The sequence below is a fragment of the Baia soyae genome (genome assembly GCF_004341445.1).
Lineage (GTDB): Bacteria > Bacillota > Bacilli > Thermoactinomycetales > Thermoactinomycetaceae > Baia > Baia soyae.
Genome location: NZ_SLXV01000026.1, coordinates 20,674 through 38,476, shown reverse-complemented (window position 1 = coordinate 38,476; position 17,803 = coordinate 20,674). Strand labels below are relative to the sequence as shown.

17 protein-coding genes are annotated in these 17,803 nt (G+C 42.7%); 5 read left to right on the top strand and 12 right to left on the bottom strand.

Annotation, left to right across the window (positions count from 1 at the left end):
- Nucleotides 1–137 precede the first annotated feature (137 nt).
- From pssA to EDD57_RS09100, 8 genes are all read right to left on the bottom strand, one after another.
- On the bottom strand, nucleotides 138–851 hold the full coding sequence (gene pssA, locus EDD57_RS09135; protein WP_131849153.1) for a CDP-diacylglycerol--serine O-phosphatidyltransferase: 714 nt from the start codon (nucleotides 849–851) through the stop codon (nucleotides 138–140).
- 83 nt (nucleotides 852–934) lie between these two features.
- Nucleotides 935–2,008 carry a DNA integrity scanning diadenylate cyclase DisA gene (gene disA, locus EDD57_RS09130; protein WP_131849152.1) on the bottom strand — a complete coding sequence of 358 codons (1,074 nt, stop codon included), beginning with the start codon at nucleotides 2,006–2,008 and terminating at the stop codon, nucleotides 935–937.
- A gap of 7 nt (nucleotides 2,009–2,015) precedes the next feature.
- Complete coding sequence (radA, locus tag EDD57_RS09125; protein WP_131849151.1) at nucleotides 2,016–3,389, bottom strand: DNA repair protein RadA; 1,374 nt, start codon at nucleotides 3,387–3,389, stop codon at nucleotides 2,016–2,018.
- Nucleotides 3,390–3,498: 109 nt separating this feature from the next.
- Complete coding sequence (locus EDD57_RS09120; RefSeq protein WP_131849150.1) at nucleotides 3,499–5,955, bottom strand: ATP-dependent Clp protease ATP-binding subunit; 2,457 nt, start codon at nucleotides 5,953–5,955, stop codon at nucleotides 3,499–3,501.
- An 18-nt stretch (nucleotides 5,956–5,973) separates the two neighbouring features.
- On the bottom strand, nucleotides 5,974–7,053 hold the full coding sequence (mcsB, locus tag EDD57_RS09115; protein ID WP_131849149.1) for a protein-arginine kinase McsB: 1,080 nt from the start codon (nucleotides 7,051–7,053) through the stop codon (nucleotides 5,974–5,976).
- Between the two features lie 12 nt (nucleotides 7,054–7,065).
- Complete coding sequence (mcsA, locus tag EDD57_RS09110) at nucleotides 7,066–7,599, bottom strand: protein-arginine kinase activator protein McsA (protein ID WP_131849148.1); 534 nt, start codon at nucleotides 7,597–7,599, stop codon at nucleotides 7,066–7,068.
- A 5-nt stretch (nucleotides 7,600–7,604) separates the two neighbouring features.
- On the bottom strand, nucleotides 7,605–8,075 hold the full coding sequence (locus tag EDD57_RS09105) for a CtsR family transcriptional regulator (protein ID WP_131849147.1): 471 nt from the start codon (nucleotides 8,073–8,075) through the stop codon (nucleotides 7,605–7,607).
- A 146-nt stretch (nucleotides 8,076–8,221) separates the two neighbouring features.
- The gene (locus EDD57_RS09100; RefSeq protein WP_131849146.1) at nucleotides 8,222–8,929 is read right to left on the bottom strand and encodes an MgtC/SapB family protein; all 708 of its coding nucleotides are present in this window, start codon (nucleotides 8,927–8,929) and stop codon (nucleotides 8,222–8,224) included.
- A gap of 162 nt (nucleotides 8,930–9,091) precedes the next feature.
- Here EDD57_RS09100 and EDD57_RS09095 point away from each other — a divergent pair, with 162 nt between their 5' ends.
- The 4 genes from EDD57_RS09095 to EDD57_RS09080 all read left to right on the top strand — a co-directional run bounded on the left by EDD57_RS09095 (nucleotide 9,092) and on the right by EDD57_RS09080 (nucleotide 11,799).
- Entirely contained in the window at nucleotides 9,092–9,913 is an 822-nt protein-coding gene (locus EDD57_RS09095; RefSeq protein ID WP_165873739.1) for a sensor histidine kinase, read from the top strand.
- A gap of 1 nt (nucleotide 9,914) precedes the next feature.
- The gene (locus EDD57_RS09090) at nucleotides 9,915–10,559 is read left to right on the top strand and encodes a response regulator (protein ID WP_131849144.1); all 645 of its coding nucleotides are present in this window, start codon (nucleotides 9,915–9,917) and stop codon (nucleotides 10,557–10,559) included.
- 107 nt (nucleotides 10,560–10,666) lie between these two features.
- Nucleotides 10,667–11,413 (top strand): FixH family protein, encoded by a 747-nt coding sequence (locus EDD57_RS09085; RefSeq protein ID WP_165873738.1) that lies wholly within the window; start codon nucleotides 10,667–10,669, stop codon nucleotides 11,411–11,413.
- 98 nt (nucleotides 11,414–11,511) lie between these two features.
- Nucleotides 11,512–11,799, top strand: coding sequence for a hypothetical protein (locus EDD57_RS09080; RefSeq protein WP_131849142.1), 288 nt, complete (start codon nucleotides 11,512–11,514; stop codon nucleotides 11,797–11,799).
- 86 nt (nucleotides 11,800–11,885) lie between these two features.
- Here the strand turns inward: EDD57_RS09080 and EDD57_RS09075 are convergent, their stop codons facing one another.
- A complete protein-coding gene (locus tag EDD57_RS09075; protein ID WP_131849141.1) occupies nucleotides 11,886–12,989 on the bottom strand; it encodes a site-2 protease family protein in 1,104 nt (367 codons plus the stop codon).
- A gap of 78 nt (nucleotides 12,990–13,067) precedes the next feature.
- On the opposite strand from EDD57_RS09075, the gene EDD57_RS09070 reads away from it, so the two are divergent.
- Nucleotides 13,068–14,369 carry an MFS transporter gene (locus EDD57_RS09070; protein WP_341539668.1) on the top strand — a complete coding sequence of 434 codons (1,302 nt, stop codon included), beginning with the start codon at nucleotides 13,068–13,070 and terminating at the stop codon, nucleotides 14,367–14,369.
- Between the two features lie 35 nt (nucleotides 14,370–14,404).
- Here the strand turns inward: EDD57_RS09070 and EDD57_RS09065 are convergent, their stop codons facing one another.
- The 3 genes from EDD57_RS09065 to EDD57_RS09055 all read right to left on the bottom strand — a co-directional run bounded on the left by EDD57_RS09065 (nucleotide 14,405) and on the right by EDD57_RS09055 (nucleotide 17,625).
- Nucleotides 14,405–15,256 carry a hypothetical protein gene (locus EDD57_RS09065; RefSeq protein WP_131849139.1) on the bottom strand — a complete coding sequence of 284 codons (852 nt, stop codon included), beginning with the start codon at nucleotides 15,254–15,256 and terminating at the stop codon, nucleotides 14,405–14,407.
- A 180-nt stretch (nucleotides 15,257–15,436) separates the two neighbouring features.
- A complete protein-coding gene (locus EDD57_RS09060; RefSeq protein ID WP_131849138.1) occupies nucleotides 15,437–16,960 on the bottom strand; it encodes an Hsp70 family protein in 1,524 nt (507 codons plus the stop codon).
- A 35-nt stretch (nucleotides 16,961–16,995) separates the two neighbouring features.
- Entirely contained in the window at nucleotides 16,996–17,625 is a 630-nt protein-coding gene (locus EDD57_RS09055) for a nucleotide exchange factor GrpE (RefSeq protein WP_131849137.1), read from the bottom strand.
- Nucleotides 17,626–17,803: the final 178 nt, after the last annotated feature.

The window sequence follows — 17,803 nt, the reverse complement described above, 5'->3', positions numbered from 1 at the left end:
TCACGGTGGACACCCTTGCCTTAAGCTAATGGCTACTGCTACCTTCACCATTCGGGACTTTCACCCTATAGACTACGCCCATGCCGGGCGCACGACAAAGAGAAACAACCCAGTACGGGTTGTTTCATCACTCATACCTACTCTTCAATTGGCTCATCATGCTCTTCCGTGCGCTTTTTCCGCTCAAGTGTCTTTTTAATACCGTATAATGCATAGATTCCTAGCGGTATAAAGATCACCTTTGGAAGCTCTTTTGGAAAATAGATCGCTGCAATGGCAACTGCAATCAAGAAAATCGGAGCAATCCAGTAAACGCTCTTTGGAATCGCTGTTTTCTTGAAGGCTGGGTATCGGATCTGACTTACCATCAGATAGGATAGGAATAAAGTAGCAACTAGCAAAATCACTGGGCTATCTACATAGGTTTTATAGAGTGCCAATGTAGCTAAAATTCCACCCGCCGCGGTAATCGGTAGCCCAATAAAGTAACCTGGCACTCCAGGGTGAACGTTAAATCGAGCAAGGCGTAATGCCCCACAGATAGGGAAAATCGCGGTTACAACCCAGCCTCCGAAGCCCATAGGTTGTAAAACCGATACATACATAATAACTGCCGGAGCAACACCAAATGTAATAAGATCTGATAATGAGTCCAATTGCTTTCCGAATTCACTTTGTGCATTTAGCATACGAGCTACACGACCATCCAAGCCATCTAATAACATCCCGATAATGACCATGATCGCGGCATATTCCCAATATTGCTCTACATGAATCGCCAGCAAAATAGCCATGATACCGAGGAATAAGTTCCCGACGGTCAAACAGTTAGGCAATGACTTTGTAAACATACAGGGAACCCCCTATTGGATTTAAGTCCTATTCAGGACCTTTTCATTTTCGTTCATTTGTATAATGTTTCATTGTAAGGTATTTAGATATGTCTGTCAATAAAGACCTGTTCCTGAATCCTCCGTAAACCTTCTTGAATCGCCCTTGCTCGGACATCACCAATTCCTTCCACATCATCCAATTCATCGATGGAGGCCATCATAATTTTGGGCAGCTTCTCAAAACGGAATGTAAGCTTCTGGATAATATTTCCTGGCAAACGAGGAATTTTATTTAAAATCCGATACCCTCTCGGCGCAACAGAACCTTCTTGGAGATTGGTGCTGCCTGGATAGCCTAGGATTCGTACAATATGGATCTGTTCTAATAGATCATCACTTGAAAGATGCTTTAGATCCTCAAACACCTTCGTTGGCGTTTGAACGACTGGATCTTTCGCATAATCCTTAATCAACCATTCTGCTTCATCTTCTACATGGGAAACTAATTCTTCTAATTGCATATGAATAAGCCGACCTTCTGATCCTAACTCGTTGATATAGCTCTGAATCTCTCGTTTAATCCTGAGCACCATCTCAATTCGTTGAATTACGAGAGCCACATCATTTAGGGTGACCAACTCTTCAAATTCAAGTGCACTTAGATTGGTAGTAGCTTGATCGAGTACAGATTTATATTTTTCTAATGTTTGTATCGCTTGATTTGCTTTCGTCAAGATCACACGAATATCTCGCAAGGCATATCGAACACTGCCTTTATAAACCGTAATGGTATTACGGCGCTGGGAGATGGATACAACCAGTTTACCCGTCTGTCTCGCCGTTCGTTGCGCAGTTCGATGGCGAATTCCCGTCTCTGTAGAAGGCATGGAAGAACTTGGAACAAGCTGTGCATTTGCATAATGAATCCGTTTCACATCACTGCTTAAAATAATGGCACCATCCATTTTGCATAATTCATACAGATGAGCGGCTGTAAAAGAGCTATCAATATGGAAACCACCATCTACAAGTTCCTTTACAGAATCATCGTACCCTACCACAATGAGTGCGCCTGTCTTAGCACCTAGTACATTATCTAGTCCTTCTCGAAAGGAAGTTCCTGGAGCAAGGAGTTTTAGTGCTCCACTTAAAATTGCATCAAATTCTTTGCTCAATGAATGTCTACCCCCCCATCGCTTCTTTTAAAGCCTCTGTCACACTATCGACACCGATTAATTTGACACCCGAAGGCGGTGTTAAACCACGTAAGTTCTTACTTGGTAGTATTACCTTCTCGAAGCCCAAATTAACAGCTTCGGCTACTCTTTGTTCGATCCTAGATACCGCTCGAACCTCACCCGTAAGCCCTACCTCCCCAATAAACAATTCACTTACTCCAGTAGGACGATCTCGAAAACTAGATGCCAGTGCTACAGCAATCGCTAAGTCCACTGCGGGTTCATCTAATCGAACACCCCCTACCACGTTTACAAACGCGTCTTGATTCTGCAAAAACATACCAATTCTTTTTTCGAGAACCGCCATAATCATCGTCAAGCGCTGATGATCTATACCTGAAGCTGATCGCTTCGGAGTCGCAAAGCTAGTAGGTGTCACTAAAGCTTGCAATTCAACCAAAACAGGCCTTGTTCCCTCTACACTCGCCGTAACAGCTGTACCCGGAACTCCCACAGGTCTCCCTGCTAAAAACACCTCAGATGGATTATCAATTTCCTCTAATCCAAGCTCTTTCATCTCAAATACACCAATTTCATTGGTAGAACCAAAACGATTTTTAACAGCCCTCAGTACCCTATATGTATGGTGACGCTCTCCCTCAAAGTACAAAACACAATCCACCATGTGTTCTAACATCCTCGGGCCAGCAATAGCACCTGATTTTGTCACATGACCCACAATGATAATGGCCACACCTTGTTCCTTTGCCCAGCGCATGAGTTGCCCCGTACATTCACGTACTTGAGCCACACTTCCTGGTGCAGAAGTTACTTCTGGATGATACATCGTCTGAATGGAATCAATCACAACCAGTTTCGGATTCGTTTCCCCTATTAATTCTTCAATAACCGTAAGGTCTGTCTCGGAAGCGACGTATAAATCTTCATGCAATGACTCCAACCGCTCGGCCCGCATACGAATTTGTTCTAGGGATTCCTCACCTGTAATATACAGGATGGAAGTACCTGATCGCGCTAATCGATATGTGGCTTGCAGTAAAAGAGTTGATTTCCCAATCCCAGGATCTCCGCCCACTAGGATCAGCGAACCCGGAACAAGCCCACCTCCAAGTACGCGATTTAATTCACGCATACCAGTGTCGGTACGATCGGTAGATAATTTCTCCACTTGAGTAATTCGCGAAGCCTTCTCACGCTTAGCTTTTGGTTTGATATTCGTCCCAGGAATCCGTAGAGAAGTATTTTCTCGCTCCTCCACCATCGTGTTCCACTCTTCACATCCCGGACAACGCCCCATCCACTTTGCCGATTCATAACCGCACTCTTGACAAATAAATCGAGTCTTAACTTTTGCCAAAGGATTCACCTCAAAGCTCAAATGGAATTCATTCCTCATTATAGCAAATAAGGCATTCATCGGTTAGAAAAAAGAACAGCCTAGATCCCTCAAGGCTGTTCTAAATGGTTTAAGCTTGTTTCGATTTGCTTGACTTCGTTGCTTTAATCGTTCCCTTTTCCACAACTAAAGCTCCGTCTTTCAAATCAATTTGAACTGCATCTCCTCGCCCGATATGACCACGAAGCAATTCTTCTGATAGGCGATCTTCAATATGCTTTTGGATCGCCCGACGGAGTGGACGAGCTCCGTATTGCGGATCGAACCCTTCTTTTGCCAGATAATTTTTCGCGGCGTCTGTGAGAGTAAAATCGATCTCTTGCTCATGAAGACGTCTACGAAGCTCTTCCGCCATTAGATTTACGATCTCTTGAAGATGTTCTTCTTTGAGAGAATGGAACACAATCAAATCGTCAATCCGGTTCAAGAACTCTGGGCGGAAGCTTTTCTTCAACTGCTCCATGACATTATTCTTCATTTGTTCATACTCGTCTTTGCTCGTATCACCGGTAGCAAACCCTAGACGAGTATTCTTAATCATAGAAGCGCCTACGTTAGAAGTCATAATAATGACCGTGTTACGGAAGTCAACGGTACGACCTTTTCCATCTGTAAGCCGCCCATCTTCTAACACTTGTAGCAAGACATTAAATACTTCTGGATGGGCTTTTTCAATCTCATCAAAGAGAACAACGGAATACGGTTTACGGCGCACTTTTTCCGTTAATTGACCACCCTCATCATACCCTACATATCCTGGTGGCGATCCAACCAGACGGCTAGTGGTATGCTTCTCCATATACTCCGACATATCAATCCGAATCATCGCAGTTTCATCACCAAACATCGATTCTGCAAGAGCACGGGCCAGTTCTGTCTTCCCTACTCCTGTAGGTCCGAGAAAGATAAAAGAACCAATTGGGCGCTTAGGATCCTTAAGTCCAGCACGAGCCCTTCGAATTGCACGAGCAACTGACTTCACAGCTTCCTCTTGGCCAATCACGCGATTATGCAGGATGGATTCCATATTTAGCAAGCGTGTCGATTCTTCCTCTGCCAGCTTGACGACCGGAATTCCTGTCCAGCTTGCGACGATATGTGCAATATCATTCCCCGTTACTTCTGAGTCCGATCTGCCTTGGTCCTGCTTCCAACGATTGCGCGTTGATTCCAGCTCTTCGCGAAGTTTTTGCTCACGGTCACGAAGGGAAGCTGCTTTTTCGAATTCTTGACTTTGCACAGCGGCGTCTTTTTCTTTCTTTACATCCACCATCTTCTTCTCTAGCTCTTTCAGATCAGGCGGTACTGTATAAGAGGAAAGACGTACCTTCGAAGCGGCTTCATCCACGAGGTCAATCGCTTTATCAGGAAGATAACGATCTGTAATATAGCGATCTGAAAGCTTCACAGCTTGCTCAATCGCTTCATCTGTAATCTTCACACGATGGTGGGCTTCATAACGATCCCGAAGTCCTTTTAAGATCAGAACTGCTTCCTCTGCTGTAGGTTCATCCACCGTAATCGGTTGGAAACGACGCTCTAATGCGGCATCCTTCTCAATATACTTCCGGTACTCGTCTAAGGTCGTGGCACCAATACATTGCAATTCCCCACGAGCCAAAGCTGGTTTTAAAATATTGGAGGCATCAATCGCCCCTTCCGCTCCGCCAGCACCAATCAATGTATGCAACTCATCAATAAATAGGATAATATTTCCCGCTTGGCGAATTTCATCCATAATTTTCTTCAGACGATCTTCAAACTCCCCGCGATACTTAGTACCAGCTACAACGGTACCCATATCCAGCGTCATGACACGCTTTCCACGAAGTGTTTCGGGAATCTCCCCAGCAACAATTCGTTGAGCTAAGCCTTCTGCTACTGCTGTCTTCCCTACTCCTGGCTCCCCGATGAGGACAGGGTTATTTTTAGTACGGCGAGATAAAACTTGGACTACGCGTTCGATCTCTTTCCCCCGACCAATTACTGGGTCTAGATGTCCATCACGAGCAATCGCAGTAAGATCACGCGCAAGTCCATCTAAAGTAGGTGTATTGGCACTAGCCACGTGGCCTCCACCAGCAACGGATTCATTACTCCCCAGAAGCTGTAGGACTTGTTGGCGTGCCTTATTTAAACTTACTCCCAAATTATTTAGTACCCGCGCCGCTACCCCTTCGCCTTCTCTGATCAGACCAAGGAGGATATGTTCTGTTCCCACATAGGTATGGCCCAGCTTTCTCGCTTCATCCATCGATAGCTCAATCACTTTTTTGGCACGGGGAGTATAGGCAATATTGGTAGGTTGGTTTGTTCCCCTACCAATTAGATTCTCCACTTCCTTTTGAATCTTTTCGAGTCCCAATCCTAAAGCGACTAATGCCTTTGCTGCGATTCCCTCTCCCTCACGAAGCAACCCAAGTAAGATATGCTCCGTACCAATGTTGCTATGACCTAGTCGTACTGCTTCATCTTGAGCAAGTGCCAACACTTTTTGCGCTCTTTCTGTTAGGCGACCAAACATCATAAGCTAACACCTCTTTTTCTAGTCTGTTTGTTTTTCCATACGTAAACGCTCTCGAATTAAATCAGCCCTCTGAATATCACGTTCTTCAGGATTCAAGCGCTCTCCTGCATATTGTTGTAAAAAACCTGGCTGAATCATCACCATTAACTCATTCATGACATTAGAGCCAACATCTTGAATCATGCCTAAATCAATTCCAAGCCTCACATCGGACAATCGCTTCATCGCCTCTTTGGAGTCCATGATCCGCGAGTAGGCTAAAATGCCAAGCGATCGATATACCCGATCCTCTAGCTGAATGATAGAGATACTGGTAAGCCTAGCCCGAGCTGACTGCTCATGCTCGATCATCTGCAGGACGACTCCAATTAGATTCTCGATAATCTCTTCCTCAGACTGTCCTAATGTGACTTGATTGGATACTTGATACAACTGCCCCAGTGCTTCACTGCCTTCGCCGTAAATTCCTCTGACCGCTAAACCTACTTGCATAATGGCTGGTATAAGGCGGTTTAACTGTTGTGTCATCGCGAGTGCCGGCAAGTGAACCATGACTGATGCACGGATTCCCGTACCCACATTGGTCGGACAATTCGTCATATATCCAACTTGATCATCGAAAGCAAAAGAGAGTTCTTTTTCTAACAAATTATCAATACTACTCGCCAGTTCCCACGCTTTTTCAAGCTGCAACCCCGGATATAAAACTTGAATGCGCAAATGATCCTCTTCGTTGATCATGATCGAAAGTGATTCATCGTGGCTGATAATCGCCGCCCCATGCCTAGAGTCTTCAGCTAAACTAGGGCTAATTAGGTGCTTCTCCACCAAAACTCGCTTCTCTAGATCCGTTAAGTTTTCCATGCGAATTAGTTCAGCAGATTGCAGTATAGGCTGGTGTTTCTTTATTTTTTTCCAAGCCTTTTCAATCGTTTTTACCACTTTTTCTCCTTGAGACGTGCCCGCCATCATCGGAAATGGAAGTTCGGTTAGATTTCTGGCGATCCTCACCCGACTACTAAAAACAATGTCAGATTGAGGCCCCTTCACTTTCATCCATTCGCTCGTTGCACGTTGGATAAAATTTTCTAATGACATCAGGTCCCCCTCCTACTCTGTTTCTAATTGTCTTTGCAGGGCTCGAATCTGGTCGCGAATCTGGGCTGCTTCTTCAAAAGCTTCCTCATGAATTTTGCGATGTAGTTGTTCTTTTAATTTCTCTAAATCGTGGCGCATGCGGATTTTTCCTCTGGCACGCTCGGGTACTTTCCCATTATGCTTGGTATTGCCATGGACCTTCCGCATCAATGGATCTAGCCATTGTTGAAATGTCGAATAGCAATCGCTACAGCCAAAACGGCCAATCTTCGAAAACTGATTATATGTTAGACCACATGATGGACAACGAAGTACTTGCGGTGAATGATTCGCATCGTCTTGGGAATTCCCCATCTGCGTAATCGGTTCAAAATTTAAAAGACCAGATAATAAATGGTGGAAGGAGAAACCGTGATCAAAACCGGGCATCTGCTCCCCTTTTTCCTGTGCACATAATTCACACAGGTGGTATTCTGTCTTCTGTCCATTCACTACCTTTTTGTAATGAATCGTAGCTGGCCTTTTTCCGCATTCAGGACAGAGCACATCCATCACTCTCCTTTGTTTGCGAATAATATGGTAATCATCATCCTCATCATACGTGCTCGCAACTGGTCACGCAGGATGAGAGGTAGTTGAATCAAATCTCGTGAAATCATACTTTTCATCAAATGAGCTTCCCTTGGAGTCATAAAACCTTCTTCGATTAGACGGTGTATCACATGCTCGGCAGTCACTTGGGGAATCGAATCTCCAATCCGTTCCAATAGCTCGATATAGTATCTTTGACTATCTAATACAGGAACCTTCTTAATCCGAATGTAACCGCCTCCACCACGCTTGCTCTCGACAAGGAAGCCCTTTTCCAAGGTAAAGCGAGTACTAATGACGTAGTTGATTTGCGAAGGAACACACTGAAATGAATCAGCCAGCTCGCTCCGCTTGATTTCCACGACACCCAGTTCGCTATCAACGAGCATCTGCTTTAGATAGTGTTCAATGATGTCTGAAATACTACTCATCGGAAAACCTCCTGCTGACTTTGACTATCTTTGACCTTCTGATTTTATTATATCGTTTTCATTGGAGAATGCCAATCATTTTTTATGACCCAACCAGCCCAATCTTCCTCTTCAGTTTCCCACGAATAGCAGTGCTTCATACCTGCTCAAATCATCCTTCTCACTTCATGAACACCCTCTATTTTTTGAATATCTCCGATCACATTGGTCAAACTTTCTTCACTTGAATCATTCAAACGAAGCGTAATGGTCAAACGGAATTCTTTTGATGCTTCATCCTCTTCATCCACACGCAGCTTCTTCAATTGAATTCCTTTTCCCGCAAAATAGGTGGCTAAATCACCTATTCTTCTCCCTCGGTCCTCCCCTTGTATGATGATTTCAAATTGATATAGGGCACACTTTTTCACCATATATTTCTCAATACGATTTAATAACTCTAAACTGACTAAGACTAACAGTGTGGTAATCACTGCAGCAAAATAAAAACCAGATCCCACAGCCAACCCAATTGCAGCAATTACCCATAGCGATGCCGCAGTCGTAAGTCCGCTTACAGTTACTCCCTGTCTTAAAATGGTTCCAGCACCTAAAAAACCGATCCCACTTACTACTTGCGCGCTTAAACGTGCGGGATCGAACAAGAAACGACGATCAGCTTCCATAAACGGAACAAATGCGTAGATCGAAATCAGCATAATTAAGGCTGAGCCAACACTTACTAAGATATGAGTTCGAAAACCTGCTGGATGATTATTTACTTCCCGTTCCCATCCAACCAGTCCACCCAGAACTGCAGCAACCATAAGTCGTAATACCATTTCCCACTCTGAAATATACCAAATACTGGACAAAATGATCCCTCCTAAGAGCTATAGATTTATGATGGAATTCGTCATAACATAAGAATGTTTAAGGTGATTAGAAGATGTTGATCGAACGATATATCGTTATAAAGCGTTATCTAATTTCATGATATGATAAATGATTATCCTTATTGTACGAGAGGTGTGTGTATGTCATACAAGAGTATTCGTTGGTCGATTTTACTTTTACCTACAATCGTGATCGGTCTATGGGAATATATCCGGCATGATTTTTTGTTATCCCATATCTCGATGGAAATGGGAAACTGGCTCTCTCCTTTGATTGTGCTTTTCGTCACATTAACCGTCTCACGATTATTGTTTGCTCGATATGAACAATTACAGAAGCGGTTAGAAAACGAACTTGCTGAAAAAGCAGTCCTACAGGAACGTGAGAGAATCGCTAGAGAATTGCATGATGGAATTGCTCAGACCTTATTTTTATGTTCTGTCCAACTCGATTTACTAGAAAAGCAACAGCCTAATCTCCAATGGAGTCCTGTTCGAAACAATCTACATCAAATTCATAACTATGTACGCCACTCCATCGCTACATTAAAAGAAGGAACCCAATTAATCCCGATGACGTGGAGTCAGCAAATAGATGAACTCGTAAATGAATTTGAAAAAAAGATGGGGATTCCCGTATCCGTTCAATTAAAGATTCATGAGGATTCCCTTACTTCGAAAGAGCAGACTGAGCTAATAGCCATCACCCAGGAAGCCCTTACTAACATATACAAACATGCAGGACAAGCTACTTATGTTTTTCTCCATCTCCGGCCTACTACTCACGGATGGCGACTTGAAATCGAGGATGATGGACAGGGATATCAAGAGGATCCTTTCGAGCACACCGATCGATTTGGCTGTAAAATGATGCGAGATCGTGCAGAAGAGTTAGGGGCCGCATTCTCCATTACACACGAGATGGGAAAAACCAAAGTATGGATTGAAAAAGGAGCTTCTTAGAATGAACAAATATCGAGTTGTAATGGGCGATGACCACGAACACGCCAGAGCCGCTATCAAAATCATTTTAGGAAGTGATCCCGCCTTTGATGTAATCGGTGAAGCGACGAATGGAAAAGAAATGATCCAACTTTGCACGGAGTTATTACCTGATCTTGTATTAATGGATATCAATATGCCCGTACTAAATGGATTAGACGCAACCCGAATATTAAAAGAAGAACTTCCTCACATTAAAATCGTCATGGTCACTGTATCAGACGATGTAACCGATTTATTTGAAGCGCTAAAAAAAGGGGCTCAAGGCTACTTACTGAAGAACTTAAACCCTTCCATTTGGTTAGATTATCTACATGCCATCATGAAAGATGATGCCCCTATTTCCAAGGAAATAGCAAAAAGGATTTTAACGGAGTTTATGAGCCAGTCAAAAACGCAACAAGAACACCGTTTAACATCACGAGAACAGGAAATCCTATCATTAGTTGCATTAGGGAATAGCAACAAGGATATTGCTCATTTGCTCACCATTTCGGAGTATACAGTGAAGAATCATTTGAAGAATATTATGCAAAAGTTGCATGTTAGTAATCGGGTGCAGTTGACTCGGTTTGCGTTTGAGCAAGGGTATATGAGCACGAAGTAGACTGATCGGTCAACTCTGGGCCTTTCGTTATCCATTTTATGATCAGTAATAGTCTGTTATTTAGTTATAAATCATATCACTACTATTTTGAAAGGGAGTTTTTTATTATGAGAAAGAAAATGAAGTTATTGATTTCATCTGTGTGTATAGTGGCTACTGTGTCGTTAGTGAGTGGTTGTGGGGGTCCAAAACCAGCAGAGCAACAAAAACAAACTCAACCAACTGGAGAATTGACTGTCTCATTCCGTGCAAATCCAGATAAGTCGAATACGGGTGACCCTGTAACCTTCCAATCAAACGTGAAGCAAGGCGAAACCGGGGTAACAAATGCGAAGGTGGAGTTTGAAGTTTGGAAGGGGACGAGCACGGATCACAAGCAATATCCGGCGAAGCATATCTCTAATGGGGATTATACGGCTAGTGACTCCTTTAAGGAAGATGGTACATACAATGTAGTCGTTCATGTGTATACCGACAAGGATCATAAGATGGCAGAGGGTACCTTCCAAGTAGGAGAACAAAAAGCAGAAGAGCATGGTCACCATCACGGGGATCAAAAAGCCAGTCTGCACCTCATGATCCCGGATGCACCTGAAAAAGGGAAGTCATTTTCATTAATAGGACATGTCATGGATACAAAAGGAAAACCGTTACCAGGCGCTAACGTGAAGTTTGAAATATGGAAAGACGGCGACAAGAAACATCAATTTATCGATGCTTCTGAGGGCAAAGCTGGCGAATATAGTAAAGATTATAGCTTCGCTGAGTCAGGAAAGTATCATGTGCAGCTACATGTAGAAAAGCCTTCTATCAAGCTACATGAGCATGTGGAGAAGACGGTTACGGTTAAGTAGTTTGGGATAGAAATGACATTTAAACAGAATGAAGCAATTTGCTGGGTATGTGTTTCAGTATAGAACACATACCTTTTTATTTTAGGGGAAAATATATTATGGATCAGAAGATTAGCGGTATGGAAACGCAGATTAATGGTTTCGAAAAGAAGGTCAATGGTCTGGAAAAGAAGATGGATGAAAGATTTAACAAAGTTGAGTCTGACATCGCAAACTTGGACAAGCGGTTAACCAATGTTGAATCAGGGCTAGAGCGCGTCGAAAACAAAATCGTTGGAATTAAGGACGATCTAGCATTTTTAACAGATCGTTATAACGATAAATCACGGGAAATTGACCGTAAATTTTGGGAACTGAAGAAACAAAACGACTCCAAAAAACAATAAGGATTCAGGCCTAGAGCCTCCTCTCTATACATCTAAATACACAAACCGCCTTGATAGTCGTCCAACCAATCAAGGCGGTTTGTGCGTTATCTAACCTCAGGCACCAGCGCCTGGGAAATCCACATCATATAGAGTAACAATGTAGCTAATCCTAGATAGGAAACACCATATATGAGTCTATGTTTTTTGGAAACCTCATAATATCTCTTATCCTCAGATGAACTCTCCCCTTCATGCAGATAAAAAGGGAGATATTCCATTTCAATGGCAAACTCTACTTTTCCATCATCGGTCATTTGAGTACGTAGTAAACGGACTCGTTTTATCTCCCCACGCAGATCTGATATAGTTGCAATCCGCCCCATGCTAGGGTAAAACACATCTAGATAGGTTCTCTTGCTTGCAAGATCTGTATAGTATTGGTAATCAAGCTCTCGCCTGTGTAATTCACTCGGTATGTAAGCACCTACTTCTTCAAATCGATGTGCATCCAGCTTTACCGATAACATCTCGATTCTTGATCTTCGTTGCTTTAGCGGCTTCTTCTTTCTTATATACTTTGCATATAATTGATATACAAACATCACATAAATCACAGCGAGTAGAATGCTTCTCAAATAGATAATCAGTGCCAAACCTAGGATTAACCCGAGCACCCAAAACCACCGCGAAATCGCGACTACGATCCGCCCACCATCTAGTGGATGAATGGGAATAAGATTAAATACATTTAAGAAAAAACCAATATAGGCAATCATGTAATAAAACGAATCCCCTGTCACATAACCAAGTATCCAACAGCCCAAAGCTCCAACTGTCCCTAGTAACGGTCCGCCCAGAGCGATGAAAGCTTCTGTTTCTGCATCTTGTGGTTGCTTTTTCATCGTAATAAATGCCCCGACAAATGGGATAAAAGCAGGGGCGGATACAGGCAATCCTCTCTGCTTGGCAGCTAGAACATGTCCAATTTCATGGATTAAAATCATCATAACGAGACCAAAAGCCACTTGAAAAGGAGCAATTAACGTATACGCCCAAATCGAAAGGATCATGGAAAGAAAAGTGGGTAAAAACTTTCCTACTTTTAGAAGTGGAAAAAGCATCTTTAACTTTGAACCAAACGTAATGAGTAAAATCCCCAAACTTGCTAACCATGTACCAATCGAAGATTTCTTTTTCTTCGGGTCCACTTGAATCCCCCATTCCTATTTATCCATCACTTATAGGTTATATGATACACTAGATAAAAACGCTTTCATCTTACATTTATACAAGGAGGAATTATTCTGAATCGCAAAGTCATCCGTAGTTGGGCTCTTTATGACTGGGCCAACTCGGCATTTGCCACAACTATCATCGCTGCTGTAATGCCAACTTTTTTCTCCGATACAGCAGCAAAGGGATTAGATCCAGGAACAGCGACTGCTTACTGGGGATACACAGATTCCATTGCTTCCCTATTCGTTTTACTCTTGTCTCCGATCCTAGGAGCTATCGCAGACGCCAGTGGTTCCAAAAAAATATTTCTACGTTTCTTTACTTATATGGGCGCTATTTCTTGTTTACTCATGTTTACCATTGGAGCAGGAAATTGGCTTTGGGCCTCTCTACTCATCTGTATCGGGACGATTGCCTTTTCTGGGGGGAATGTCTTCTACGATGCGTTTCTGACTGATATCGCCCCTCCAGAGAAAAGGGATTATGTATCGAGTGTCGGCTACTCATATGGCTATATTGGTGGAGGAATCTTACTCGCCGCTCATCTTTATTTTATCTTAAATGCCGAGACGTTTGGCGTCACCACTACGACCGCTACTCAAATCTCGCTGGCATCGGTTGGAGTCTGGTGGTTTCTGTTCGCCATCCCGCTATTTCGAAATGTCCCTGAAAAAAAGATTGCTACAGAGAAGCGAAGTGCTTGGCAATGGACTCGAATTGGATTCCAAGATGTCCGTCACACCCTTAGCAAAATAACAAAATATCCCGAACTTATAAAGTTTCTGATTGCGTTTTGGTTTTTTAATGATGGGATTAATACAATTATTAAAATGGCTACCATATATGGAAAAGAAATCGGCATCGGGACCACACACCTGATCACCGCTCTACTCCTTACTCAATTTATCGGCTTTCCGAGCACCTTGTTATTTGGGAAAATAGCCGAAAAAGTGGGATCCAAAGTAACGTTATTTATTACGCTGTTTACTTATCTCATCTTAGTTTGTATCGGATATTATATGCAGTCGGCTATGCACTTCTATATCCTCGCTGGATTAGTAGGGCTCGTCCAAGGAGGAAGCCAAGCCATTAGTCGCTCGATCTTTAGTCGTATGGTTCCAGTCTACCATAATACGGAATTTTTCGGTTTCTTTAGTCTAACGGGTAAATGCGCTTCTATACTAGGCCCATTTGTTTTTGCTCTAGTTGGACAATTAAGCGGCTCTAGTCGATTAGGCATTTTGTCTCTTGTATTCTTCTTCGTGGTCGGGATTATCCTGCTATTTAGAGTGAACATACCAAAAGGCGAGAAAGAAGCCCTTGACGACGAGGAACCTATTATAAACGTATAGCATGTAGAAAAAACCAAGTATAACCCGTAGTGGGATTATACTTGGTTTAAGTCATGTTCTAATTCCTTCATTAATTCCATAACCACTTCTGTCTTATGATTTACTACTTGCTCCATCGTCATTTCTTTTTCCTCTTGTGAAAGGGAGGCCCCTTTGCTAAACAAATGGGTTACATTGGAATCCTCAAGTAGTTCTTTAGACAAACCAGTGGCGATCTGCTTTTGGACCGATGTTAAATCTCGTAGTACACCCCGCCAGTTAAACTTCCAAATAGGGGTGTGACGGTACAAATACTCTACAACAATACGCTCATCCTGAGTCGTTTTATGGTACGTTAAGATCTGTTTCTGGAAAAGCTGTGCAACTGATATATGTAAAGCCTTTAACTTCATCAAGTTACTAGGGGTAATTTCATGATTTCGATACATGTTACTCGCTAGATGGTTTAATTCCTCGTTAGCCTTTTCTAAATCGCCTTGTTGCACAAATAAAACGTGTGATGTCTGAGTAACACGTTGAAATTCTTCTTTTGGGAAAAGGTCCATGTGTTCTTCATAATGATTCTTAATCTCTTCTAGCATCTGTACTAAGCTTTGATACATCTCTTGCTCGCCTGTGAGTAGCACGTATAATAGATCATTGGATTTTTTGAGGCTTTCATATTGCAATACGCGTTCGACAACGGGCTCCACTTCTTCGAAGAATGGCACGGATCCATCTTCTCGTACCACCAAGACCTTCCCTGAAGGATGGAATCGTCCAAAATAGTAAGCCCCTTCATGATCCTCTACAGGAATCTTAGATTCAAAGATCTCTGGCTGTTCTTCTGGCAATGTTTCTTTAAACAGATTCACTATAAAAGTAGGAATCATGCTAGTGTCTTGCATTTTATTTCCTCGCTTCCAAGTTTATCCTCATATAAATTTCCATGCCCCCATCATACCATTTCATTTTCGCTATGATCCATTCAAAATCCTTTTTTTTGTCACAATTTACTCTGTTTCCTATCATGTAAGCAAAAAAACCTTAACTAGTTTTCGCTAGTTAAGGCCTTTTCCTTCGAAACATTAACTAATAGCAAGTTGTGCTACTCGCTGTTGCTTCTCCATTACTTCCTCGTCTGTCAGGTTGGAAGTACGTTCAATATTAATTTCACCGAGCAGAGCGCCTGCTGTAGAGTCGATGACGGATACATGGATAATTCCATCACTATCATACTCAAATATCACTTCCAATGGCGCTCCCTTCACATAATTGGGCAGTTCAATCATTCCATCCCCTACAACTTTTACAAAGTCTAGGTCACTACTCTCTCCTTCAGTCACTTGAATGTGAAGTTGAGTCTGATCATCTACCGTAGTCGTATAATGGCCACTTACCCGAGCAGGAATGACGGTATCTTTTTTCAATACAATCGAGTTAACTTCCGCTCCATTTTCATCTAGGGCAACCACACCCAAGCTATGCGAGTTCACATCTTGTACTTCTACAGCAGGAAACGCCTTTAGCAGATCAGGATCAGAAAGTCCCGCTTTCATATGTAAGAGGGTTCCTTGGATAGAAGCACCCATCGCTACAACCTCGTCGGGATTCACATCTAGCGAAGGACGGATTCCGGTAACACGCTCGATGAGAGCTGGTACAGACCGCATACGGGTGGAACCTCCCACCATCAAGACACGGTCAATATCTTTCCATTGAAGACCTGCGTCAGATAACACTTTCTCCATGATGACACGAGTCAATTGCAACAAAGAGCTAGTTAATTCATCAAATTTTTGACGGGTGAGGGTGATAGAAGCATTATGACCGCCAACTGATATAAACACATTGGTACGCTCTCTAGAAGATAACGTTTTTTTCGCAATCTCCGCTTTATCGCGAAGATCTTGCTCATACATCGGATCGTCTAATAGATCAATATCACTTTGAGCACGGAACTCTTCATTTAGATAATTCATAACCTCGTTGTCAAAGTCACAACCACCTAAGTTTTTCGCCCCACCAGTCGATAGTACCCGAAGCCCTTCTGGGGATAATCTCATGATGGTCACATCAAACGTTCCGCCCCCGAGGTCATATACCATGATGGTTTGGCGTTGATCCATTTTATCTAAACCGTAGGCAAGGGCAGCCGCAGTCGGCTCATTGATGATGCGCAATACATTTAAGCCTGCAATCTTGCCTGCATCCTGCGTCGCTTTACGCTGGGCATCATCGAAATAGGCAGGTACGGTAATCACTGCATCTGTTATATTTTCTCCTGTTAGCGTCTCTGCATCTTCCTTTAATCGGCGTAGGATGATGGCTGATATCTCTTCAGGTGAATACACTTCTTTATGTTCGGTAATAAAGCGCCAGCTCTTGTCCCCTACTTGGCGTTTTACAAACTGAATCACATTAAAGGGACTTGCTACTGCTGAGCGTTTCGCAATACTACCCACGACTGGGTCTTCCCCATCAAATAAAACAACCGAAGGGGTAATACGCTCTCCCTCTCGGTTCACCAAGATTTCGGGCTTACCAAACTTGTTCACAACGGAAATGGCGGAATATGTTGTTCCTAAGTCGATCCCTACTACTCTACCCATTAATTTCACTCCTTCAGGGAAGATGGTACTGTTACTTATACACGATGTTTCTTTATAATCACTTTTGCAGGTCGCAGAATGACCTCTTTATAGCGGAATCCATTACGGACTACTGCGGCAATCTCATTATCTTCTTCTTGTATCTCAGTTGGAACCACTTGAACGACCTCTTGATAACGAGGATCAAATGTAATCGATTCTAAGAAAATAGGCTCTACTCCACGTCTATAGAGGATCTCCATTAACTCTCCATTTAGAGACTTAAGCAACTCAGCTACTTCGGGCGAGAGGCTTCCATTCTCCGCACCGTCTTTATAGATCATTTCCATCCGATCATGTAATAAGATCAAGTCTATGTAAAGCGGCCTAAGATTTGTTAATTCTTGATCCTGCTTCATCGAATCCATCTCTTGATATAATCGTTCAAATGCTTGTTCTTTTGTTTTATCGTACGTTAGCCGCTTTTCTACTAAACGAACGAGCGAAGTAAAGTTTGATTGCAAACTAGATAAGAAAGAGAGAACCTGTTGCTGTTGACGATCAACGGGCTTTCCCTCTACATCGCCGGTCCGTTCGCGCATCTGCGGTAAATTCATGCGTTTTGGTTGTTGTGGTAGTTGGGAACCTTGTCCAAATAATCTTCGGTTCTCTTTTTTGGGACCCATACTTGTTCCTCCCCTTGTGCACTAGTTTACATAAATCTATTATAACAGCCTATTTCATAAAAAGTGCTTGGAAAAATGAAACCTAATAAAACTAACATCTTCCATCCCACGAAATTTCTTCTATTCATATCGATTAATCCAATGAAAGTAATGTGAAAAATACATAAACTCTATCTAT